Source organism: Burkholderia sp. BCC0398, from assembly GCF_902833245.1.
In the GTDB taxonomy this organism is placed as follows: Bacteria; Pseudomonadota; Gammaproteobacteria; order Burkholderiales; family Burkholderiaceae; genus Burkholderia; species Burkholderia sola.
This window is the reverse complement of sequence record NZ_CADFEM010000008.1, coordinates 92,554-115,648: the sequence shown is the minus strand read 5'-3', so window position 1 is coordinate 115,648 and position 23,095 is coordinate 92,554. Positions and strand designations below refer to the sequence as shown.

The following is a 23,095-nucleotide window of genomic DNA, read 5'->3' as shown; positions in this document are numbered from 1 at the left end:
GTGCGTCGCGCACCGGCACGCGCCGCTCAAAACGCGACGCAGCAGCGGCCGAAGGCTTCGCAGCGTTCGGCGGCCGCGCTTGCGGTCGGATAGCGCGACCGCGCGAAGCGGCGTCCGTGACCGCGCGCGCGGCACGCATCGATGCCGGGCGCCGCGCATGCGTCGCCCGCCGCCGACGCGTGCGGCGCGTCGCGGCCGCCGGCGCCCGCCGCATCGGCGACGCCGCCTGCGGCGACCGGCGACCATACGGGGCTGACGGGCGGCGGCGGCGGCGCCAGCGGCGAGAATTCCTGCTCCGCGTGCACGACCTTGCCGTCGACGACCGTCAGCACCGACGACAACGTCGGGATACGCCGCGCGTCGACCGTGAAGTAGTCGTCGCTCAGCACCGCGAAGTCGGCGTATCGGCCGGGCACCAGCGCGCCCTTGCGATGCTCGTCCGCGGAGAACCACGCGCTGCCGACCGTGTAGCGGCGCAGCGCCTCCATCCGGCCGAGCCGGTTGCGCGCCGGATACAGCGCGGTGCCGCCCACGCTGCGCCCCGACACCATCCAGTACAGTGCGACGAACGGGTTGTAGCTCGCCGCGCCCGTCGCGCCCGAACCGGCGCCGACCGGCAGCCCGGCCGCGAGCATCGCGCGGATCGGCGGCGCGCGCGTGGCCGCCGCCGCCCCATGGCGCGCGATGAACGCTTCGCCCTGGAACGCCATGCGCGGCTGCACGGTGATGCCGCCGCCGAGCGCCGCGACGCGCGCGATATTGGCATCCGAAATCGTCTCGCAGCGGTCGAAGCTCCAGCGCAGCCCGTCGAACGGCGTGTCGCGATCGATCGCTTCGAATACGTCGAGGAAGCGGCCGATCGATTCGTCGTAGGTCGCATGCAGCCGGAACGGCCAGCGGTGACGCACCAGCAGCCGGACGATGGCCGCCAGCTCCGCGTCGACCGACGCGGGCAGGTCGACGCGCGGTTCGAGAAAATTCCCGAGATCGACGGCCGAGCACAGCAGCCGCTCGCCCGCGCCGCTCGTGCGCAGGAATGCGTCGCCGCGGCCGGGTGCCGTCAGCGCGATCCATGTCGCGAAGTCGTCGAGCTCGCGGCCCGCGTGCCGCGCGCCCAGCGCATACGCGATGCGCGTCGTCAATTCGCCGCGCCGCGCGAGCGTCGCGACCGCCGCATAGTCGTCCGGATACGCGAGACCGTCGCCGCCGGCGTCGATCGCGCTCGTCACGCCGACGCGGTTCAGCGCGCGCATGAACTGCCGCGTCGAGTTGACGCGGTCGTCCGCATCGAGCATCGGCGCGCGGGCGAGCGCCGCGCCGAGCACCGCCGGGTCCGGGCGCGCGAGCAGCAGCCCGGTCGGCCGCCCATGGCGGTCGCGCCGCAACTCGCCGCCGGGCGGATCGGGCGTGTCGCGCCCGTAGCCGAGCGCGCGCAGCGCGGCCGCATTCAGCCACGCGCTGTCGGCCAGATGCTGGATGAACACCGGCGTGTCGGGTGCGATCGCGTTGAGCTCGGCCGCCGTCGGGCCGCGCTTTTCCACGAACTGCAGCGCGGTCCAGCCGCCCGCCACGCGCGCCCAGTGCGGCGCGGGCGTGCGGCGGACCTGCCGGCCGAGCAGCTCGAGCGCGTCGGCGAGCGACGGTACGCCGTCCCAGCGCACCTCGAGGTTGAAGTTCATGCCGCCGCGGATCGCCTGCAGGTGCGCGTCGATCAGGCCCGGAATCACGGTACGGCCGTTCAGATCGATTCGGGTCGTGTCGTCGTGCGCATGGCGCAGCACGTCGCGATCGTCGCCGGTCGCGACGATGGTCCCGTCCTTCACGGCGAGCGCGCGGACGAACGAGCGCTGTTCGTCCTGGGTCGCGATCTTGCCGTTGAACACGACGAGGTCCGCCGAACGCGCGGGTTCCGTCGCTCTAAGCACCGTCGGGTCTCCCGTGCGCGCCCGCGCGCGACGCCGCACGACACGCGCGGCTTCCCGCGGCGCGCAGACAAGCAGCCGCGGCGCGCGCGTCGGCGCGCATGCTGCAATCGCGCGGCCGCCCTGCCGTACTCGGTTCGCGCATCGTCATGCCGCCTGCTGCGCCGCGTCGGCGGCATCGCGTCGTGCATGCGTCAGGCACGGCGCGGGCGGCGCATCCGGACGGACGAAGTTCTGCACGCGCAGCAAGCGGCGCACGTCGTGGGCGCGCGAATGCGGATCGAAGTGCCGCGCGACTCCGGCGACGAGCGCCGACGCCTGCGCGGTGTGGCCGCGCTCGATCAGGTGATCGGCGAGATCGAGCGAACCGCGCAGCGCCCACATCGCGGCGCCCTGCGCGTTCGCGGTCTGGATCGCCATCTGCAGATGACGATGTCCGTCCGCCTCGTACGCGACGGCGAGATCCGCACCGACGGTGCGCGCCTGCTCGAGCATCGCGACGCCTCGCACGCGCAGCAGTTCGGGGACGAACAGGTGCTCGCCGTGCGCGCGGCAGCGCGCGAGCGTCGCATCGAGCCGGGTGCATGCTTCATCCGCGCGGCCGGTCCGCACGAGGCCTTCCGCGTACGCGACGGTCAACGGCGCGAGCACGCGCCGGAAGCCGCTCGCCTCGACGCGCCGCAGCGCCGGTTCGAGGCGCGCGAGCCCGGCGCCGGGATGGCCGGCCTGGACGTCGAACTGACCGGTCAGGCATTCGGCGTGACTGCGCCAGATGTCGAAACCGTGCGCGTCGGCGGTCGCGCGCAGTGTCGCGAGATAGTCGGAGCTGATGTCGTGATCGCCGTAGCGCAGCGCGATCGGCACGGCGGCCGCGCCGAGCACGATGCACAACGCGAGCGGCGACGGGCCGCGGCGCGCATGCTCGACCGCTTGCGCGGCGACGCGCATCGCGTGCTCCGGCTCGCCTTGCATCCACAGCAGACGGATCAGCATCGTGCGGCCCAGCGTCGCCATGTCGACGCCCAGCGCGGCCTGCGCGCACGGCGATTCGCCCACGTCGGCGAGCTCGGCCGTCGCCGCTTCCAGCCGCTCGCGCGCCTGCGCATGCTCGCCGAAGTAATGCAGCGACGTCGCGACCATCGTGTTCGCCAGCAACCGCTGCGACCGGTCGCCGCGCCGCTCGGCCGCGCGCTCGAAGCGCGTCGCGTAGCGCAGCGATTCGTGAATGTCCGACAGCGTCAGCATCGTGTTCCACAGCCCGACCAGCGCGCGCGCGTCGAACGCATCGTCGCCGATGTGCGCGGCGAGACCGAGCGTGCGGTCCCACATCGCGGCGGCGGCCAGCGCGTCGCCGTCCGTATGCAGCAGCGCCGACGCGCAGGCCGCCCGCAGCCGCATCTCGCGCGCGGCGTCGACCGGGTCTGCCGCGCCCGTGTCGAGTTCGTCGAGCACCTCTCTCGCGCGCGCCGTGCATGCGCGCATTCGCGACGGCTCCAGCAGCGCGCGCGCCAGCCGGTCGGGCTCGGGCACGGCTGCGGCCTCGGCGGCGTCCGCCGGTTCGTCTACCGCTTCGTCCATCGGTTCGTCCACGGCCAGCGCGCGCGCATCGGCAGGCGGCACGTCGGCGGGCGTCACGGGCGCGACGAGCCGCACGGGCGCGCGCTCGCGCTCGTACGCCGCATGGCGCGCGACGATGCGCTCGAACTCGCCTTCGTTGTGCAGCTTTTCGAGCGCGTACGCGCGCGTCGATTCGGTCAGCCGGTAGCGCGCATACGCACCATGAAACTCGACGGTCACCAGCGATTTCGCCACCAGTTCGCCGAGCACCGCGATCATGTCCGCGGCCGACGTGCCGGGCTCGGTGGCGACCGCGTACGCGGCATCGAACGAAAACGGCCCGATGAAGCACCCCATCCGGCGAAACAGCGCGCGCGCGGGCCGATCGAGCAGCACGTAGCTCCAGTCGAACGTCGCGCGCAGCGTCTGATGACGCGGCAGCGCCGAGCGCAGCCCGCCCGTCAGCAGGTTCAGCCGGTCGTCGAGACGCGACGCGACGACCGCGAGCCCGAGCGTCGCCACGCGCGCCGCGGCCAGTTCGATCGCGAGCGGCAGCCCGTCGAGGCGCCGGCAGATGTCGCCGATCAGCCGCACGCCGGCTTCGTCGACCCTGCAATCCGGCGCGGCCGCGCGCACGCGTTCGAGGAACAGCTCGACGGCCGAGCAGCGGACGATTTCGTCGGCGGACGCGTTGCCGTCCGGCACCACGAGCGGGCTCATGCGCAGCACCGCCTCGGCCGAGATGTGCAGCGGCTCGCGGCTCGTCACGAGCACGCGCAGCGAGCCGGCGCTCGACGTCAGCGTTTCGACGAGGCTCGCCACCAGATCGACGATGTGCTCCGCGTTGTCGAGCACGAGCAGGCAGCGCGACGTCGCGAACGCGTCGCCGATGCGGTCGATGGCGGGCACGCCGGGCGTGTCGAGGCCGAGCTCGGCGGCGAGCGCGATCAGCATGTCGTCGCGCGTCGACGCGCGCGCCAGTTCGACGAACAGCACGCGCTCGCGCGAGCGGCTGCGCACGCCGTGCGCGACGCGCACGGCCAGACTCGTCTTGCCGATGCCGCCCGCGCCGACGAGCGTGACGACCGGCGTGCGTTCGAGCATGTCGACGATCTGCGCGAGTTCGGCGTCGCGCCCGACGAGCGGCGCGAGCAGCGACGACGCGGGCGCATCGGGTACATCGGGCGTATCGGGCGAGGCGACGACGGCCGGCGCGTCGACCACGGGTACGAGGTCCGGGCCGGACGACGCGCTCGCCACCAGCAGGTAGCCGCGCCCGGGCACCGTCTTGATCAGATCGCGGCTCGCGCCGAGCGCCTTGCGCAGCGTCGCCACATGCACCTGAAGCCGGTTTTCCTCGACGATCAGGCCCGGCCAGACCGCGTCCATGATGTCGTCCTTCGACACGACCGAACCGCTCGCGCGGTGCAGGACTTCGAGAATGTCGAGCGCGCGCGCGCCGATGCGCAGCGACGCGCCGTGCTGACGAATGTCGCGTTGCTCGAAATCCACAGACAAAGTTCCGATCTGGATCATGGCCGCCTCCGGTTCCCTCGGGATGGCTGCCCGATGAACGCGGCAGTTCACCCGGCAGGAAGTCCGCGTCCGGCGCGCCGTTGCACCGGACGGAAAATGTCGAATTCCGGACCGAGTGTAGACGGATGGCCATCGAAAATCTTGAAGGAAAATGCGCTCTGCCCGCGCATTTCGGGCGGGCGCGACCGGCACGATCACTTGCGTGTAAAAGTGGGGCGCTATACTCTGCCGGGCCGCTCGCGCAGGCGTTGAGCCGGGTGGCGCACTCGCCGCGCCCACGCACTGAAAGCAATTTGTCAGGATGGCGAGCGGACGTTTATGCAAATTCATTTTGAACGTTCGCGTGCGCATCTAAACTGGACTCGTCATTTCATGTTCCGAGTCCCTCGCTGGGGAATTCCATGTCAGACTCCGTCATCGCCGCGCCGGTGGCATCGCCTCCGCGGCGGCCGAAAGACACGCTCGGCTGCGTGTCGAGCCTGCTGGCAAAGGATGTCGAGACGGCATCCGGCGGCCTGAGGCTGCACCGCAAATGCATGCGCGAGGCGCACGTCGAACGCATCGAGATGCCGCCGTGCGACCGCGGCTTCCTGGTCGGCGTGTCGCTGAGCGGCGGCCACCGCCGCACGCTCTATGGGCGCGCCGGCGCGAGCGAGCGCCGGTTCCAGCATCACTCGATCTACATTCGCGATTTCTCGCGCCATTTCCACGCGGATCTGTACGGCAACTTCGACTTCGTGCTGGTCGAGCTGCCGCATGCGTATCTCGAACACGTCGGCCCCGAGCACGGCGGCCAATCGATCGGCGGCCTCACGTGCCGCCCCGACGTACGCGACCCGGTGCTCGGCCATCTCGCGCACGCGGTGGCCGACAGCCTCGACGCGGGCGGCCCGCTGAACGCGCTGTTCATCGAGCAGATCGGGCTCGCGATGGGCACGCATCTGCTGCGCCGCTACGGCAGCGCGCGCACGCGCGAGCTCGAGCGCAAGGGCGTGCTGTCTGCCGCGAAGGTGGCGCGCGCCCAGGAGCTGTTGATGGAAAAGGCGGACCTCGGCGTATCGATCGAGGAAGTGGCGAACGAATGCGACCTGTCGCGCGGCTATTTCATCCGCGCGTTCTCGCGCACGACCGGCCGCACGCCGCACCAGTGGCTGCTCGAACAGCGCGTGACGCGCGCACGCGAACTGATCGAGACGTCCGACATGACGCTGGCCGACATCGCGGTCGCGTGCGGCTTCGCCGACCAGAGCCATCTCAACCGCGTGTTCGCGCGGATCGTCGGCCATCCGCCCGGCGCGTGGCGGCGCGCACGGTCGCGCTGAAGCATATAGGCCTGGCGCTGCTCCCATCGATCAGCCTTCCCGGTAGTTCGCGAATCTGGATGTATGTCCTATGCCGGGATTGAAGCAATTGCACGGATCCAGGTCCATGTAATGCCGCTTCAACGCGGGTTTGGCGACATAGACCGACATTTGCGTGTATGCAGGACCACGTTGCACGAGTGCACCGCCCGAGTTATTGCAGACGCCCACCGAATACCGAGGCGAGTCGGTCACGCCTGAATTAGAGGACGTTCCCCAACCGAGGGCAACTTAATCGTTATGATGGACACGCGCTGCTGCTCGATTTCCTGAGGAGAGGGGAAGGTTGAGCTGCGGCGTTCGTCAAGGCACTCGACTGACATATCGATCTGTCCCATATTCAGTGTCCGCGTAGCGTCGCGCGGATCGTGCCGCATGCCAATCGCAATGCCGCCTCGGTGGGCGGCGTGTCGGCGAGGCCATCGAGCACCGTGAAATCGTGAATCGTGCCGAGGCAGCGAACCGCGCTGACGCGCACCCCGGCAAGCATCAGCTTGCGGGCGTAGGCTTCGCCGTCGTCACGTGCGACATCGTTTTCGGCCGTGACGATCAGCGCGGGCGGCAGGTCTTCGAGATCCGTGTAACTCGCGTTTAGCGGCATTGCGATTGTTTCGCCGAGGTTGTCCGACGGAAAGCGCGTCCGTGCACGCATGCCCGTGGTCTGTGTGGTCAAGCTCGGACCGCCCGCATATCTCGCTGCCGACGCACCCGCCGTGCTTGCGGAAAGCGTCGGACACAGCATGATCTGAAGCGCGATACGGGGGCCGCGGCGCGCCTTGACGAGCAGCGCGAGGGTGGCGACGAGATGACCGCCCGTGCCTTCGCCCGCGACGATGAGGGCGCCTCCGTCGAGATTCAATGCCCGTGCGTGCTCCTGCAGATGAACGAGCGCGGCGAATGCCTGCTCGTTTTGGGTCTGAAAGCACGCAGCGGGCGCGGACGTGTAATCGACCAGTACGACGGCCGCCTCGGCGTCGGTGGCGATCCTGCGCGCCAGCCGGTTGTCGCTTTGGCCACCCGCGAAACTCGCGCCGTCCGGCAGGAAAAGCACGGCGGGCAGCGGAGTGGGCGCCGCCTGCGGCGGCCGCACGATCCGTATCGTGAAGCCCGGATCCGCAGCACCCGCTGTCAGCGCGATTTCTTCGGCGTGTATCGCGTCCGTCGCATCGCCGTTTGCCCATTCGCGCAAACGCTCTGCCGGAACCCCTGCCTCGGCGGCATGGTCGACGAACGATTGCGTTTCCGCATCGAGAACCGGATACGAGTCCGCGGATCTGATCAGGCCCGGTGCGGCGTCTTCGGGCAGACGGGCAGACGTGAAATCGTTCATGGCGCAGTTTCCGATGAGTGAGCTTGCTTGTCGATCCGGCGCCGTTGGCCGTCGACAGAACAAATTGTCATCGGATTCCCGCACGAGCCACAGTTAAGCGTTGCTAAGAGCCGTTAAGCCCATGTCCAGCAAGGCGTTCAGGCTACCGACGCGCGCTTCGAGCCGATTTGCCGTCGCTTCAGGTCCGCACACCGCGCGTTGCCGCGGCCTCCTGCAAATGCCCCTGCAACCACGACGGCGTGTCCGCCCGTCCCGCTTCGATCAATGCGTGTGCGCTCGCTGCGTCGCCGGCGCGTGCGAACACTTCGAGTTGCATCGGGGTGGCGCCCGCCGGCGTGACAGGTCTGCCTTCGTGAATGGCCTCGAAGCCCTCGCCCCATTTGTCCCAATACGCGAGACCGCGCCGGCGCGTGCGCTCGCGAAGCCGCGCGGTCCATTCGCGCGCAAGCGCCACTTCGCCTTCCCATGTCGCGACGGCGATCGAGCCGATCGCGAGCCCATAACAGACGGTCAGATCGTGATCGATCGCGAGCGCCTCCGTCGCGCAGTCGCGCGCGAGCGCCATCGCCGCGTCGGTCTCGCCCTGCAGCCACAGAATGCGCATCAGAATGGAAATCGCAGCGATATGCGCGTCGACCTGCGCGTGATTCGCGTGCGTCGCGCGCACCGGATCCTTGTCGCGCGCCATCACCGCTTCGATCAACGCGCGCGCGATATCGTGGTCCCCGAGGAAGTGATGTGACAGCGCACACATCCGGTCGGCGGTTTGCGTCGTCGAAAAATCACCCGTCCGTGCGGCGGCAGCGCGAAACGCACGCGCATGTTCGAGGCTTTCCGTGTACGCGCCCGCGAGCGTGCGATGCGCCCACACGCCCCACCGCATGCGCAATGCGAGCCGGTCGTCGCCGAGGCGCTGCGCGGCGGCCTGTGCGGCGTCGAATGCGTTCGCCATCGCCGCCGTCGGCCCACGCGTGTGCCACAGCGCGTGACCGTACGCGGCGAGCAGCTCGATATGCTGCGCCTTGCCCGCCAGATCCGAGTTTTCCGCCGCGGCGATCGCGCGCTCGGCCATCCGGAGGAACTCGTGAGGGAGCGAAAGATGAAACCACAGCGGCGCCGTCGCGATCAGCAGGTCGATCGCGAGCTGCGGCTCGCGATCCTGCGCGGCCGCCCAATCGAACGCGGCTCGCACGTCGTCGATTCGCTGGCTGTGAATCGCAAGCCACTGGCGCGGCGCCTTGCCTTCCCACGCCGCCACGGGGTCGGCAAAGATCGCGCAGCAGTACAGCGCATGGCGGCGGCGCGCGTCGTCGAGTTCGTCCGCCTCTTCAAGTCGCATATATGCGTAATGGCGCGTCGTGTCGAGCAGTCGATACGGATGGTCCGGATCGTCGATCGCGCAGGCGATCAGCGACTTGGCGATCAGGCCGGTGACGGCGTCGAAGGCGGCGAGTTCATCGACGTCGCCACCGGCCGCGACAGCCGCCGCGGCATCCATGCCGAACGCGGCCCGCATGACCGAGAGGCGGCGCAGCACCTGGCGCTCCTCCGGCCGGAGCAATTCATAGCTCCAGTCGAGCGTCGCGCGCAGCGTCTGCTGGCGCGGAAGCGCCGTGCGGCGGCCCTGCGTGAGCAGCGCGAAACGGTCGTCGAGCCGCGCTGCAATCGAATGCACGTCCATCAGGCCGACGCGCGCCGCCGCAAACTCGATCGCGAGCGGGATGCCGTCGAGCCGTCGGCAAATATCGATCACGGCGGCCAGATTCGCGTCGCTCAACGCGAACCGGTCATTGGCGGCGCGCGCACGGTCTTGAAACAGCGCGATCGCCGGGAACTGCACGGCATCGTGGAGGCTCACGCCTGCGACCGTTTCGGGCGACGGCAACGCGGCGAGGCGATGGACGGATTCGCCTTCCGCGCGCAGCGGCTCGCGGCTCGTGACCAGCAGATGCACGCCCGGCGCGCCTTGCAGCAGTTGCTCGGCGAGCACGGCAACGGCATCGATCAGATGCTCGCAGTTGTCCAGCACCAGCAGCACCGGCGACGCCCCGAGCGCCTGGATGAGATCGGGTACCGGATCGCCGCTGGAGACGGCCACGCCGAGCGCCGAGGCGATCGTACTGGCCGCGCTCGCGGCCGCGGAAACCGGCGCGAAATTGACGAACACGGCGCGCATGCCGGTGCGCTGGGCGAAGCGATGCGCGATGGCCACGGCTACCGTCGTCTTGCCCATGCCTCCCGGGCCGGCGATGGTGAGCAAGCGTCGCTCGGGCAAGTGGTCGGTCAGACCTGCGATGACGTCCTCGCGGCCTATCACGCGAGCGAGCGTGACCGGTAGACCGCGTGAACCGCTTTCGGACCCGTTGGAAGGCTGGGCGGCGTGCGTATGGGGCCGTGGTGCGGCAGGGTCCACTGCGTCGGCACGGGTAACGGGCGCCGCGAAACGATAGCCGCGTCCGGGTTCGTTGACGATGTAACGCGCGCCGTCCGGTCCGTCACCGAGCACCTTGCGCAACGCCGACAGATGCACGCGCAGCGCGCCTTCCTCGACGACGTTGTCGACCCAGACGCTGTCGCACAGATTGCGCGTCGAGACCAGCACGCCTGCCTGCTCGACGAGTACGACGAGAATGTCGAGCGCGCGGCTGCCGATTTTCAGCGGCGTCCCGTCCTTGAGCAGGATTCGTTGCGGGAATTGCAGCGTAAAGGGGCCGAACGCGAGGCTGTAAGGAGCGGTCATCGAGAGCGTCGTCGCGCGGGTTGAGGGTCGGCCGTGTCGACCAATACGGTGCGCTGGGCGCGCACACTGACGCAAAAACAGCCAATCATTACTCAAAAGCTCAGTACGCGCCCTTAAAAGATCTTAAAAAAACCGCTTTGTCGCAGCCGACGACGATTGGCACGGATCCGGGCGCCGACTTAGCAACGCTTAACAAGTCGTAACTGGCCCGATGCGCGTCTGCCCGCCAATATGGCTCCATGCAAGCCAATCAATGATCGGAGGTCGATATGGAGCGTCTGAAAGCACTGGAGGTATTCAAGGCAGTGGCGGACCACGGCAGTTTCACGCGGGCAGCGGACGCCACCAATCTTGGCGTACCGTCGGTGAGCCGCGCGGTGCAGGATCTCGAAACGATGCTCGGCGTGCAGCTCTTCAACCGGACCACGCGCCGCGTCGCGTTGACCACGGCGGGCCATGCGGTGCTCGAGCGCGTCACGGGCGTCCTGTCCTCCTATGAAGACCTCGCGCGTACCGGCAGCGACGAAGCCGGCGATTGCGCGGGTAACGTCCGCATCGAGGTGCCGGCAATCTTCGATACCGCCCGCCTCACTTCCGTCCTGGTCCGCTTCATGCGCGCCTGGCCGAAAGTACGGGTCGACGTGCGGCGCGTCGATCACCTGGCCGACACGCTCGGCGATCTTGCCGACCTCGCGATCGTCGTCGGTCGTTCGGCGCCGTCGTCGTGCATCGCGCGATCGCTCGCGGCCGTGCCGCTCGGGCTCTATGCGAGTCCTGCGTGGCTCGAACGGACCAACGATCTCGCTCACCCGCTCGATGTGCCTGCCGAAGCTTGCCTCGCGACGGGCGCACAGCATTCGGTGTGGACGGTCAGCCATGCAGCATCCGGGGACAGTGTGACGCTTGCCGCGCGCGCGGCGCTGCGCACGAATTGCCCTCATGCGCTTCTCGCGGCGGCCGTCGACGGCGAGGGGCTAGCCATCCTGCCCGACCCGCTCGCACGAGCGGCGCTCAATCGCGGCGAACTCGTGCGTGTGCTCGATGCGTGGCAGGTGGCGCCACTGGAAGCCTGTCTCGTTTACCGGTCCAGACGCAATCTCCCCGCGCGGGTACGCAAATTGACCGAGTATTTGCTCGACGCCTTCGGCGAGCAGCGCGAGGAGATCGGCGCAATGGCCGCTGTACCGAACATGGCCCGGATGGCAGCGACGCAGGCGACGCTCACGCCGTGCGCAGCTTGATGACGATTTTGCTGATACGAATGCAGGGGGAACGACGAAATGATGGTCGATTTTGCTGGATGTCTGCTGGATGTGTCGTCGCGGTATCTCGGACTCGCGATCCAGAACCGGACGGTCGTGGCTTGCGTCGACGCCGGACCGGGACACGCAACGCGCCTGAGCGATTCGCATCGTGGCGCGTCGTCCTCCAGAATGCCGCAGCATGCGCATGCCGCCACGGAGGTGGCCTCTCCGCTGTAGCCGGCCCGTCGGAGAAGCGGTGTGACGGCACTTCGTGTGCGATGACGAAGGACGCCGGGCCGTCACCGCACCGGCGTCGCGTCGTAGTTGACCGGCACCCAGTCGTATTGCGCACCCTCGCGGCGCAGGTGGCCAAGCCCCGGAAACGCGATATGCGCGGCGCCGACGAGATAGCGTCGATCGGCGACGCGCTTCAGCGTGTCCCGCCGCGTACGGCGGGCGGCGCCGGCATCGCTGTCGTACTGGACCGTCGCGTCGACGTCGCGCAACTGGATCGCCGCCACGTGCACGATGTCGCCCCATGCGAGCAGGCCCGCATTGCCGCTCTCGATCAGATAAGCCGTATGCCCCGGCGTATGGCCGGGCATCGGCACCGCGCGAATGCCGGGCGCGAGCGTCGCTTCGCCGCGAAACGTCTTGAAGCGGCCGGCCGCGACGTAAGGGGCGACCGCCGCGGCGGCCGCGTCGAAAAACGACGCGAGGAACGCCGGCGCCTGCGCCTTGTTGGCGGGATCGAGCCAGTACGCGGCCTCGACGGCGTTCACGCGCACGACGGCATTCGGAAACGTCATCGCGCCATTCGACGCGATCCCGCCGACATGGTCCTTGTGCAGGTGCGTGAGCAGCACTTCGTCGATCTGCGCGGGCGCGTAGCCGGCCGCGCGCAGGTCGTCGATCAGCTTGCCGCAGCAGTCGCCGTACAGCGTGCCGGCGCCCGCATCGACGAGGATCCGCTTCGATCCGGTATCGACCAGGAACGCGTTGATCGACCCCTGCACGGGCGGCTCCAGGAACGCGCGGTCGAGGTCGCGCCGGATCTCGTGCTTCGAGATGTCGCGAAACACCGTGTCGACCGGAAACGGATGAGTGCCGTCGGACAGCGCGATCACCGTGAAATCGCCGATCTTCTGCCGGTAGAAGCCGGGAGGCTGCTGGCCCGCGCCAGGGGCCAGCGCTGCGGATTGCGTTTCGGTTTGCGCATTGGCGTGGGCGTCGGGCTGCACGCCGGCCTGCGCGAACGCCCCAGGCGCCGACAGGCCCGCGCACCCGGCCACGATCAGCAAACGGGCTGCATGCGCAACGCACGCGTGCCGGAACAGGGTCTTCATGCGATCTCCGCGACGAACCGTGCGCGCGCCCGGTCACGAACGGACCGACCCGTGCAACACGCAATGTCGCGCAGCTTATCGGGCGTCGTGGCGAAAATCCTGAGCGTCGCCTGAATTGTCCTGAAGACGCGGCACGCGCGCGCGGCCGCCGCACCGGCCGGCGCTAGAATGCGAACCGCATGCAACGCGACGTTACGACCCGCACAAGGGCCTGTTCACGCTAATAACGGGCTTGCGAACGTGCCTTTCCGCCCGCAGTGCAAGGAGTAAGGAGCGCCGTTTGGCCGTGCCAAACAAGCGACGCACGACGCCGCAATGTGGGCGGAAAGGCGCGTTCCCCTGTTTGGAAAAATGCATTCGTGGGGCTGCCCCCGGAAGGGCCGATCGCCGCGTCATGCTCCTCGCGAATACGTCGAGTATCCGCTTCGTCGCAATCCTTGCGCTCGGCCCTTCCGGGGGCCAGCGCAAGCCCGTTATTAGCGTGAACAGGCCCTAGCAGGCTGTTGAAATTCGGAACGGTGTAAACGGGCGTTGCGAGCGGTGCGTTAGAGATATCGTGTTCATGACCTTGGGCAGATAAGAGCGATGCGCGGAATGGACGAGATGCAGGAACCGCTGTTCACGACGGTGAAGCTGGAAGATTTCGTGCCGGCCGATCACCCGTTGCGGCCGCTCCGGCTGCTGGTCAATCAGGCACTGAAGCGGCTCAACGGGTTGTTCGGCACGATCTACGCGGACAGCGGCCGCGCGTCGATTGCACCGGAGAAGCTGTTGCGTGCGTTGTTGCTGCAGGTGTTCTACTCGATACGCAGCGAGCGCATGCTGATGGAGCAGATGCGCTACAACCTGCTGTTCCGCTGGTTCGTCGGCTTGGCCATCGAAGACGCCGTGTGGGACCACTCGGTGTTCTCGAAGAACCGGGATCGACTGCTGGAGCACGACGTGGTCGAAGCGTTCTTTACCGAAGTCATGAGCCTGGCCGACAAGCAAGGGCTGCTGTCCAGAGAACACTTCTCGGTCGATGGCACGCTGATCCAGGCTTGGGCCAGCCACAAGAGCTTCCGGCCCAAGGACGGCTCGGACGATCCGCCAGCCGGCGGCGGCCGCAATGTCGACACCGACTGGAAGGGTAAGCGGCGCAGCAACGAGACTCACGAGTCGAGCACCGATCCGGATGCGCGCCTGTTCCGCAAGGGGCGGCAAAGCGGAGCCATCCTTTGTTATCAGGGGCACATCCTGATGGAGAACCGCTCGGGCTTGGTGGTCGGTGCAGTGGTCAGCCACGCCGATGGATTCGGCGAACGCGCGAGTGCGTTGCGCCTGCTCGATTGCGTGCCGGGTCGTCACGCCAAGACGCTCGGCGCCGACAAGGGTTACGACATGCGCGACTTTGTGCGGGATTGCCGAGCGCGCAAAGTGACGCCACACGTTGCGCGCAACGACACGCATCAAGGCGGCAGTGCGATCGACGGCCGCACCTCGCGGCACGCCGGTTATGGCATTAGCCAAGTGATTCGCAAACGCATCGAAGAGCACTTCGGCTGGGGCAAAACCGTCGGCAGGATTCGACAGACCGCGTATCGCGGCCTCAAACGGGTCGACCAGCACTTCAAGCTGACGATGCTGGCGAGCAATCTGACTCGAATGGCGCGAATGCTGACGGTGGTGCCGCCGCAAGGAGCGGTGCAATGAGCCGCCCAAGCGCGGCCGTCGCACGGCAACGCGCCGGCTGGACCGCTCGCGAACGGTCCAGCTTCGGCGATTCGTTGGCAACTCGGCAGCCAAGCGCATACGAAATCCTTTTAAACAGTGCCCCAGTCATCAAAGCGAGGCGCTTTTCAACAGCCTGCTAGCAACCCCATGGACAAATTCTCCGCGCTGCGCGCATTCGTCGAAGTAGCGGAAGCCGGCGGCTTCTCGAGCGCGGGGCGCCGGCTCGATCTCGCCGCTTCGTCCGTCGTGCGCGCAGTGGACGCGCTCGAGGCATCGCTCGGCACCGTGCTGCTGAACCGCACGACGCGGCAGGTCACGCTGTCCGACGCGGGCGCCGTCTACTATGCGCGAGCGAAACGCGTGCTCGGCGAACTCGCCGATGCCGACGCGCTGGTGGCCGACCGCGGCGACGCGCCGTCCGGGCCGCTGCGCGTGTCGGTCCCGGTCGCGTACGGGCTGCGACGCATCGCGCCGCACGTCGCCGCGTTCGTCGCGCGCCATCCGAAGCTCGACCTCGACCTGCAACTGACCGACGAACGCGTCGATCTCGTGTCCGCGCGGATCGACGTCGCGATCCGGCTCGGCGACGCGGCCCCGACCGCGGAAGTCGTCGCGCGGCCGCTCGGCACGTTCCGGCGCTACGTGGTCGCGAGCCGCGCGTACCTCGACGCGCACGGCACGCCCGCGACGCCGGGCGAACTGGTCGATCACGCGTGCCTGCGCTTTCATTTCGGCGTCGACCAGCAGACGTGGACGTTCGCCGGCGCGCAACGCACGACGCAGGTCGTCGTCACCGGCCGGCTGAAATCGAATCACAGCGAGGTGCTGCGCGAGGCCGCGCTCGACGGCGCCGGTATCGCGCTGCTGCCCGACTGGCTCGTCGACGCGGACATCGAAGCGGGCCGCCTGCAGCGGCTGTTCGATCAGTACGACGTGACGCCGGGCTCGGCGCGCGCGGTGATCACCGCGCTGTACCTGCCGAACCAGCGCGGCTCGAAGCGCGTGACCGCGTTCATCGATTTCGTCGAATCGCTCGCCCGCGCGCAGCGCTGACACGTGCGGCGCGGAGCGACACGACGCGTCACCAGCCGAACTTCGCTTCCATCCCGAGATAGTCGGCATTGCGCGCACCGAGCGCGCGAATCGACGAGCCAAGCTGGAAGTGCACGGCCTCGAGCGCGAGCGCGACGTTCGCGTTCACGAGCCAGTCGACGCGCGCCTGCGCGTACATCCCCGTCCACGCACTGCCCTTGCCGGCCGTGCCCGGCACCGCCGACATCCCCTGACCGTAGATCGCGTCGGCGGTCGTCTGCCGCCACTGGAAGCCGACGGCGGTGAGCACCGTCACCGAGCTGGCCGGCTTGAACGTCAGCGACGGCTTCACGTGGATCAGGTTGCTGTATCCGGTGTAGCCGGCGAGCGTGAAGTAATAGCCGTTCGGAAACATCGGGTTGAACGTGCCGACGCGCCGGTCGCCCGGATGCGCGTCGCCCGACGCGCCGTCGACCTGGATGCCGACGCGCGGCGTGCCGGCCGTCTTCGCGAACGTGTAGCCGCCCAGCGCGCCGAACGCCCACGCGCCGACCGTATCCTGCCCGACGTGGCCGGTCTGCAGCATCGCCTCGACGTCCCAGTCGAACCCGTCGGTCTTGCCCGCGTAGCGCATGTCGAACACGTCGCGCCGCTCGGTGCCGGATGCATCCGGATAGCGCGCGTTGTCGCGCGTATAGCGCGACCAGTACGCGGACAGATCGCCGGGCCCCGTCGCGGTGCGCTCGACGCGCACGCCGTCGAATCGCAGGTGCCGGTTCGACACGTCGTCGAACACGGCCGCATTGCGATACTGCACCGGGCGCGTCACATAGCCGATCAAGCGCCATTTGCCGATTTCGTAATCGGTCCACAGTCCGTCGTACGCCTGCCGCACGTTCGGGCCGTCGCGCACCGACACGAAACGCTGCAAGTCGAACGCCATCTCCTGCCGGCCGATCCGCGTCTTGAACGTGCCGGGCCCCAGTTGATCGACGTACGCGACGAACGCCTGCTCGATATCGAGCTGATCCTTGTCGACCGGGCCGACCGTGTCCTTGCCGAACGGCCGCGCATCGACGAACTGCACGAACGCCTGGAAGTGCCCGCGATAGCGCAGATCGGCATGCACGTTCGCGCGCTGGATCACGTAGTTGTCGTCGTGCGCGGCGCCGAGGCCGAACAGCGGCGCGTTGTTCAGTTCGAAGCGCTCGCGCAGGTTCGCGCCGAGCGACAGGTAGGTCGACGGATCGTCGCCGAGCCGTATGTATTTCAGCGCGTCGAACGGCTTGCGCGGCACGCACGGATTCGCGAGCACCGACCAGTCTTCCTGCCAGCGGTTGAACGACACCGTCGGGCGCTTCTCGGTGCACGCCGCGGCGGCGGCGGCCGGCGACGCGGCCGCGCCGGCCGCCGCCACATCGGCATCGGCGCCGACGGCCGATCCCGCGTGCAACGCGGCGCCGCCCGCCAGCACGACGCACGGCAGCGCGCCGCGCCACGATCGCTTCATCGGCCGGCGCACCGTCATTTCGACCGCGCGTGGATTTCGGCGACGTAGCCGCCCGGGAACTGCACGAGCGCCGCGTCGCGACCGTCCGACTTGAACGGCGGCACCAGCACGGTCACGCCCGCGGCTTCGGCCTGCTTCAGCGTCGCGGCGAGATCGGCGACTTCATAGCCCGTCATTTCCCGCCCGAACGGGTAAGGCAGGTGGCCGTCGGTCGCGAGCACGGTCATCTTGCCGAAGCCCGACTCGATGCGAATGCGGCGGTACGTATCGTTCGGCCGGCCGATCTCGATGCCCGGCGCATGGCGCACGTCGGACACGATCTTGCCGTGCGAGAACGCGGCGAAGTTGCGTGCGAGCTTGCTCGCGCTTTCCGGCGATACGTACACGCGGTTCTCCGGCACCGTCTGCAGCGGGTCGTAGTTCGGCGCCTGCGTGTGCCAGTACAGCTGCATGTTCACGCCGCCCGGCCACCGGACGATCGCGTCGCGGCCGATCGGGTCGGGGAACGTCGTCACGACGATGTCCGCGCCATGCGCACGCGCCGACTTCACCGCGACATCCATGTCGGTGACGAGATAGCCGGTGCGTTCCTCGCAGAACGGATACGGGATCGGCGTCTTGAAGCCGAATACCGAGATCGTGCCGACCGGCGTCAGCACGAGCTGCGACATCGTCTGGCTCGGCGTCGGCGTGACCTGGAACACGCCCTGCTTCGACTTCTTGCCGCCGAACGTCGCGACGAAGCTGTCGGTGAAGCGATCGAAGTCTTCCGGCGCGACGCACACGTGGGTCGTGTCGTACTGCGGGCCGACCGCGATCGCGGGGGAGCGCGCGGCGGCGGCCGGCGACGCGATGTCGTCGAGGTGGGTTTCGTCGGCGAATGCCGGCGCGCCGACCAGCAGCGCGGCGAGCACGGCCGACGACGCGGCGGTCATGCGCAGCAGGTTGCGCAGGTTGAATGAACTCATTGGTTTTCTCCGTGATGTTGACGCGCGCGGCGTGGTGCCGCGCGCGGATTCTGATTCAGCGGGATGCAGGCCGCTCATCCGGGCGGCCCGGACGACAGGCGAGAAACACGCGCACCGCGAGCGGCAGCGCGCGGACCCATGCCGGGGAGTTGAAAGCGGTATGCACGCGATATCAGATCGCCCAGCACGAACACCCGAACGCGCCCCAGAAGCCCTTCGCATCCGACGTCGGCAACGTGCTCGCCCATGCGCTCGCGTGCGCATGCTGGTGAAGGTTGCATTCGTTCGCGCAGCCGCACATCGCGGCGGCCGCTGCCGCGCGTTGCAGCGGCGCGCCGTTGCGTCGCGTCGCGCCCCAGCCGCCATAGCCGCCGAACTCGCGCACCGGCGACCAGTCCGGCATCGCCGGCGGAATCGGCGCGTCGTGCGACGCGAACGGCCCCGCGCCCCACACGATCTTCCCGTCGACCACCGTCAGCAATGCGGTCGTGGCGGCGATATCGTCCTCCGCGCACCCGAAGAAATCGCGATCGGGGACCACCAGGTCGGCAAGCTGACCCACCGCGATCCGGCCTTTCTTGCCTTCCTCGTTCGAGAACCACGTCACATACTCGGTCCACATCCGCAGCGCGGTTTCGCGATCGAGCAGGTTACGCTGCGGATACATGCGCATGCCGCCGACCGTCTTGCCCGTCACGAGCCACGAAAGCGATACCCACGGGTTGTACGACGCGACGCGCGTCGCGTCCGTGCCGGCCGACACCTTGAGCCCCTTCGCGAGCATCTTCGCGACCGGCGGCGTCGCCTCCGCGGCTTGCGCGCCGTAGCGCTCGACGAAGTATTCGCCCTGGTACGCCATCCGGTGCTGCACCGCGATCCCGCCGCCGAGCGCGGCGATCCGGTCCATCGATTGCTCGGTGATCGTTTCCGCGTGATCGAAGAACCAGTTCAGCCCTTCGAGCGGAATGTCCTCGTTGACCTTCTCGAACACGTCGAGCGCGCGGCTGATCGTTTCGTCATAGGTCGCGTGCATGCGCCACGGCCAGCGGTTTTCCGCGAGCACGCGCACGACGCCTTCGAGATCGTCCTCCATCTGCGCGGGCAGGTCCGGACGCGCGACGCGAAAATCCTCGAAGTCGGCCGCGGAAAACGCCAGCATCTCGCCGGCGCCGTTGTTGCGGAAGTAGTCGGTGCCGTCGTGATACTTGACGCTCTTCGTCCAGTTCACGAAGTCTTCCTTCTCCGCGTTCGGCTTCTGCGTGAACAGGTTGTACGCGATCCGGATCGTCATCTCGCCCGCGTCGTGCAGCTTGCGGATCACTTCGTAATCGTCGGGGTAATTCTGCGACCCGCCGCCCGCGTCGATCACGCCCGTCACGCCGAGCCGGTTCAGCTCGCGCATGAAATGGCGCGTCGAGTTGTACTGATACTCGAACGGCAGCTTCGGCCCCTTCGCGAGCGTCGCGTAGAGGATCGTCGCGTTCGGGTTCGCGAGCAGCAGGCCGGTCGGGTTGCCGGCGGCATCGCGCAGGATCGTGCCGCCCGGCGGCTCCGGCGTGTCCTTCGTGTAGCCGACGACACGCAGCGCGGCCGCGTTCAGCAACGCGCGATCGTACAGGTGCAGGATGAACACCGGCGTGTCCGGCGCGACCGCATTGAGTTCTTCGATCGTCGGCAGCCGCTTCTCCACGAACTGATGTTCGGTGAAGCCGCCGACCACGCGCACCCACTGCGGCGCGGGCGTGATCGCGACCTGCTGCTTGAGCATCTCCATCGCGAGCGCAAGCGACGGCACGCCGTCCCAACGCAGTTCCATGTTGTAGTTCAGTCCGCCGCGAATCACGTGGCAGTGGTTGTCGATCAGACCCGGCAGCACGCCGCGGCCGCCGAGATCGACCACCTTCGTCGCGCGGCCCGCGAGCGGCATCACGTCCGCTTCGCTGCCGACGGCGACGAAGCGCCCGGCGGCAATCGCGACGGCCGTCGCGACGGGGTTCGCGCGGTCGAGCGTCGTGAATCGTCCGTTGTGCAGGATCAGATCCGGTTGGGTCACGGTTGCGGTCATATGCATCACCTCTTGTTGATCAGAAGCCAAAGAGTTGTTTGACGGTGGGTAGGGCTTGCACGCCGATCAGCATGCCGAGCAACCCGACCAGCGCAATCAGCGGCGGTGCGGGAGAGCGAACCTTGATGGCGCTGTAAATCACACCGATCAGCAGGCCCGCACCAAGGGAAACCAGATAAGGTTCCATGCGATAAATCTCCCGGACAATTTCAAATGCAGGCGCAGTGTTTCGACCCGCATGCCGCGGGCGGCATTCGTGTTTCGGTCACGTCCGCCGCCCGCGGCAATGGAGCCCATGCGGCGCGTTCGCGTCGAACCGGCCGCACCGGCATCAGCCGTTACCGGCCGTCTTCACTTACTTCGCCGGAACCGGCGCAATCGACTCGTGCGGCGTCGCGGTGCGCTGCGGTGCCTTGTGGAGCATCGTGTACGCGTAGTCCACGCCCATCCCGTATGCGCCCGAATGCTCCTTCGCGATCGCCATCACCGCGTCGTACGTCTCGCGGCGCGCCCAGTCGCGCTGCCATTCGAGCAGCACCTGCTGCCACGTGACCGGCACCACGCCGGCCTGCACCATGCGCTGCATCGCGATATCGTGCGCAGCCTGCGTCGTGCCGCCCGATGCGTCGGCGACCATGTAGATCTCGTAGTCGCCTTCGAGCATCGCGCACAGCGCGAACGTCGTGTTGCAGACTTCGGTCCACAGGCCCGACACGACCACCTTCTTGCGGCCGTTCGCGGCGAGCGCGTCGCGCACCTTCTGGTCGTCCCACGAATTCATCGACGTGCGTTCGAGCGTCTTCTGGTTCGGGAACACGTCGAGCAGTTCGGGATACGTGTGGCCCGAGAAGCTCTCGCTTTCGACCGTCGTGATCGTGGTCGGGATGTTGAAGACCTTCGCGGCCTTCGCGAGGCCGACGACGTTGTTCTTCAGCGTCTGGCGATCGATCGACTGCACGCCGAACGCCATTTGCGGCTGCTGGTCGATGAAGATCAGCTGGCTGTTGTGCGGGGTAAGTACTTCAAGCTTGGGGTTGCTCATGATGGTGATGTCCTTTGACGCGGAGAAAGATGAGACTCGCCTGGCCGACGAATCCGCGAAGCGTCCAATGCGCGGTGCCGGCAACCGGCCTGCGTCATTCAATACGCGAATGTGCGACCGCACCAGTTAATTGTTCTGATTCTCGCCACACGCTGAATTCAGACTGAAAAGATCTGAATTTCATTGAATGCGCTGACGACGAACGCGCAGACCTGATAGGCTGGCCCAAGACTTTCGGATCGACGCCAGCCCGGTATTCATCCGTATTTTTAAACGGCCGTCATTCCATTCCAGACCCATGAAACCGTACATTGCTTCACTTCTCGCCGGCATCCTCGCCGGCGTCGTTTACGCGCTGATCGGCGTGCAATCGCCGGCGCCGCCCGCCGTCGCCCTGGTGGGCCTGCTCGGCATTCTGGCCGGCGAACAGATCCTTCCCGTGGTGCGACGGATGTTCGACGGGATCCGACTGGGAACCGCGTGGCGCGACGCGAAGTGCAACCAGCACATGTTCGGCGCGCTGCCCGGCGCACACGCCGACGCTGCCGTGAAGCGCAGCGAATCGACACCGACGTGACAGGCGGACGTCGAGCGAATGCGGCGGCGGCCCGTTGTGAACCGTATTGGAATCAGCGTCGCCCGACGGCGCGACATCGCCTGATGCCCTTGCCGTAGAAACTCGCCATGAAGCTGTCTTTCGAAGCACTCGAGGCACTGGACGCGATCGACCGCACCGGTACGTTTGCCGACGCGGCAGAGCTGGTGCACCGCGTGCCGTCCGCGCTGACATACGTCGTACAGAAGCTCGAGAGCGATCTCGGCGTCGCGTTGTTCGATCGCAGCGGGCGTCGTGCGAAGCTCACGCATGCGGGCCGCGTCGTCGTCGAGGAAGGTCGCCGTCTCCTTCATGCCGCCGAACAGCTCGAACGGAAGGCCCAGCGCGCGCAGCAAGGTTGGGAAACCGAGGTCCGCGTCTGCATCGCCGAGATACTGCCGTTCGACATGATGTGGCCATACGTTCACGCGTTCTACGATCTTGAAATGGACACGCGACTGCGCTTCTCCACCGAAGTGCTCGGCGGCACCTGGGATGCGCTGATTTCGCGGCGGGCCGATCTGATCGTCGGCGCGGCGGGCGAGCCTCCGGAACTGCCGGACATCGTCGCGCAGCCCATCGGCACGCTCCGGCACGTGTTCGCGGTCGCCCCTACCCATCCGCTCGCGGCGCTGCCCGAACCGCTGTCGATGGCGGCGATCGTCGAGTATCGCAGCGCGGTGATCTCCGATACGTCCCGCGAACTTCAGCCGCAGCCCGTCGCGCTTGACGCCGGCCAACCGTATCTCGCGGTGCCGACGCTCGCCGCGAAACTGGCCGCGCAATGCGAAGGACTCGCGGTGGGTACCCTCCCGGACTGCATCGCGGCGCCCGCGATCGCGCAAGGCAGGCTCGTCGCGCGGGAAGTCACCGGCATGCGCGACACGACCCATTGCTATATCGCATGGCGCGCCGACGAAGCCGGACGCGCGCTACGCTGGTGGGTCGAACAGCTCGGTCACCACGACCTCGTCGACCGGTTCACCGCGCGCGCGTGACGTTGCGCTTTCCGCGAACGGTCGAGCGGTCTCACGCTTGCCGACCTGCATCAATCAAGCGGTTCTCGAAGTCAGCGTTGAATGAAATGAAGAAACGCAGGGCGGCTTCGCCGCCGCCCCGGTGGCGCACGCAGCC

General features: G+C 67.9%; 16 protein-coding genes and 1 pseudogene. 6 read left to right on the top strand and 11 right to left on the bottom strand.

The genetic code is table 11. From position 1 onward, the window contains the following. Positions 1-26: 26 nt before the first annotated feature. Together HWX76_RS18805 and HWX76_RS18800 are read right to left on the bottom strand one after the other, a co-directional pair. A complete protein-coding gene (locus HWX76_RS18805) occupies positions 27-1,925 on the bottom strand; it encodes an amidohydrolase (protein ID WP_124557082.1) in 1,899 nt (632 codons plus the stop codon). 144 nt (positions 1,926-2,069) lie between these two features. Then, the gene (locus tag HWX76_RS18800; RefSeq protein ID WP_176016167.1) at positions 2,070-5,015 is read right to left on the bottom strand and encodes a winged helix-turn-helix domain-containing protein; all 2,946 of its coding nucleotides are present in this window, start codon (positions 5,013-5,015) and stop codon (positions 2,070-2,072) included. 401 nt (positions 5,016-5,416) lie between these two features. On the opposite strand from HWX76_RS18800, the gene HWX76_RS18795 reads away from it, so the two are divergent. Next, positions 5,417-6,337, top strand: coding sequence for an AraC family transcriptional regulator (locus HWX76_RS18795; protein ID WP_050014121.1), 921 nt, complete (start codon positions 5,417-5,419; stop codon positions 6,335-6,337). 30 nt (positions 6,338-6,367) lie between these two features. On the opposite strand, the pseudogene HWX76_RS18790 reads toward HWX76_RS18795, so the two are convergent. From HWX76_RS18790 to HWX76_RS18780, 3 genes and pseudogenes are all read right to left on the bottom strand, one after another. Beyond that, a pseudogene (locus HWX76_RS18790) lies at positions 6,368-6,481 on the bottom strand (hypothetical protein); the annotation flags it as partial. A 235-nt stretch (positions 6,482-6,716) separates the two neighbouring features. Next, the gene (locus tag HWX76_RS18785) at positions 6,717-7,706 is read right to left on the bottom strand and encodes an alpha/beta hydrolase fold domain-containing protein (protein WP_235356231.1); all 990 of its coding nucleotides are present in this window, start codon (positions 7,704-7,706) and stop codon (positions 6,717-6,719) included. A gap of 178 nt (positions 7,707-7,884) precedes the next feature. Then, complete coding sequence (locus tag HWX76_RS18780) at positions 7,885-10,446, bottom strand: winged helix-turn-helix domain-containing protein (RefSeq protein WP_050014119.1); 2,562 nt, start codon at positions 10,444-10,446, stop codon at positions 7,885-7,887. Between the two features lie 269 nt (positions 10,447-10,715). On the opposite strand from HWX76_RS18780, the gene HWX76_RS18775 reads away from it, so the two are divergent. After that, a complete protein-coding gene (locus HWX76_RS18775; protein WP_050014118.1) occupies positions 10,716-11,687 on the top strand; it encodes a LysR family transcriptional regulator in 972 nt (323 codons plus the stop codon). A gap of 302 nt (positions 11,688-11,989) precedes the next feature. Here HWX76_RS18775 and HWX76_RS18770 read toward each other — a convergent pair whose 3' ends face one another. Beyond that, the gene (locus HWX76_RS18770; RefSeq protein ID WP_089490283.1) at positions 11,990-13,036 is read right to left on the bottom strand and encodes an MBL fold metallo-hydrolase; all 1,047 of its coding nucleotides are present in this window, start codon (positions 13,034-13,036) and stop codon (positions 11,990-11,992) included. Between the two features lie 594 nt (positions 13,037-13,630). Between HWX76_RS18770 and HWX76_RS18765 the strand changes: the two genes are divergently transcribed. Both HWX76_RS18765 and HWX76_RS18760 read left to right on the top strand, forming a co-directional pair. Continuing rightward, positions 13,631-14,728 carry an IS5-like element ISButh6 family transposase gene (locus HWX76_RS18765; RefSeq protein WP_176016164.1) on the top strand — a complete coding sequence of 366 codons (1,098 nt, stop codon included), beginning with the start codon at positions 13,631-13,633 and terminating at the stop codon, positions 14,726-14,728. 168 nt (positions 14,729-14,896) lie between these two features. Continuing rightward, positions 14,897-15,802, top strand: a complete 906-nt coding sequence (locus tag HWX76_RS18760; RefSeq protein ID WP_050018288.1) for a LysR family transcriptional regulator — start codon at positions 14,897-14,899, stop codon at positions 15,800-15,802. Between the two features lie 28 nt (positions 15,803-15,830). Here the strand turns inward: HWX76_RS18760 and HWX76_RS18755 are convergent, their stop codons facing one another. The 5 genes from HWX76_RS18755 to HWX76_RS18735 form a co-directional block, all read right to left on the bottom strand. Further along, positions 15,831-17,291 (bottom strand): alginate export family protein, encoded by a 1,461-nt coding sequence (locus HWX76_RS18755; RefSeq protein ID WP_176016163.1) that lies wholly within the window; start codon positions 17,289-17,291, stop codon positions 15,831-15,833. Between the two features lie 14 nt (positions 17,292-17,305). Beyond that, positions 17,306-18,259, bottom strand: a complete 954-nt coding sequence (locus HWX76_RS18750; protein ID WP_060734298.1) for a hypothetical protein — start codon at positions 18,257-18,259, stop codon at positions 17,306-17,308. Positions 18,260-18,431: 172 nt separating this feature from the next. After that, a complete protein-coding gene (locus tag HWX76_RS18745) occupies positions 18,432-20,324 on the bottom strand; it encodes an amidohydrolase (RefSeq protein ID WP_176016162.1) in 1,893 nt (630 codons plus the stop codon). A 19-nt stretch (positions 20,325-20,343) separates the two neighbouring features. Continuing rightward, positions 20,344-20,511, bottom strand: coding sequence for a DUF1427 family protein (locus HWX76_RS18740; RefSeq protein WP_014725963.1), 168 nt, complete (start codon positions 20,509-20,511; stop codon positions 20,344-20,346). A gap of 168 nt (positions 20,512-20,679) precedes the next feature. Continuing rightward, positions 20,680-21,366 carry a hydrolase gene (locus tag HWX76_RS18735; RefSeq protein ID WP_034175518.1) on the bottom strand — a complete coding sequence of 229 codons (687 nt, stop codon included), beginning with the start codon at positions 21,364-21,366 and terminating at the stop codon, positions 20,680-20,682. Positions 21,367-21,664: 298 nt separating this feature from the next. Here HWX76_RS18735 and HWX76_RS18730 point away from each other — a divergent pair, with 298 nt between their 5' ends. Then, positions 21,665-21,943: a XapX domain-containing protein gene (locus HWX76_RS18730; RefSeq protein WP_124557432.1), complete on the top strand. Its 279-nt coding sequence runs from the start codon at positions 21,665-21,667 to the stop codon at positions 21,941-21,943. A gap of 107 nt (positions 21,944-22,050) precedes the next feature. Next, entirely contained in the window at positions 22,051-22,959 is a 909-nt protein-coding gene (locus HWX76_RS18725; RefSeq protein WP_050017618.1) for a LysR family transcriptional regulator, read from the top strand. The last annotated feature ends 136 nt before the right edge of the window (positions 22,960-23,095 follow it).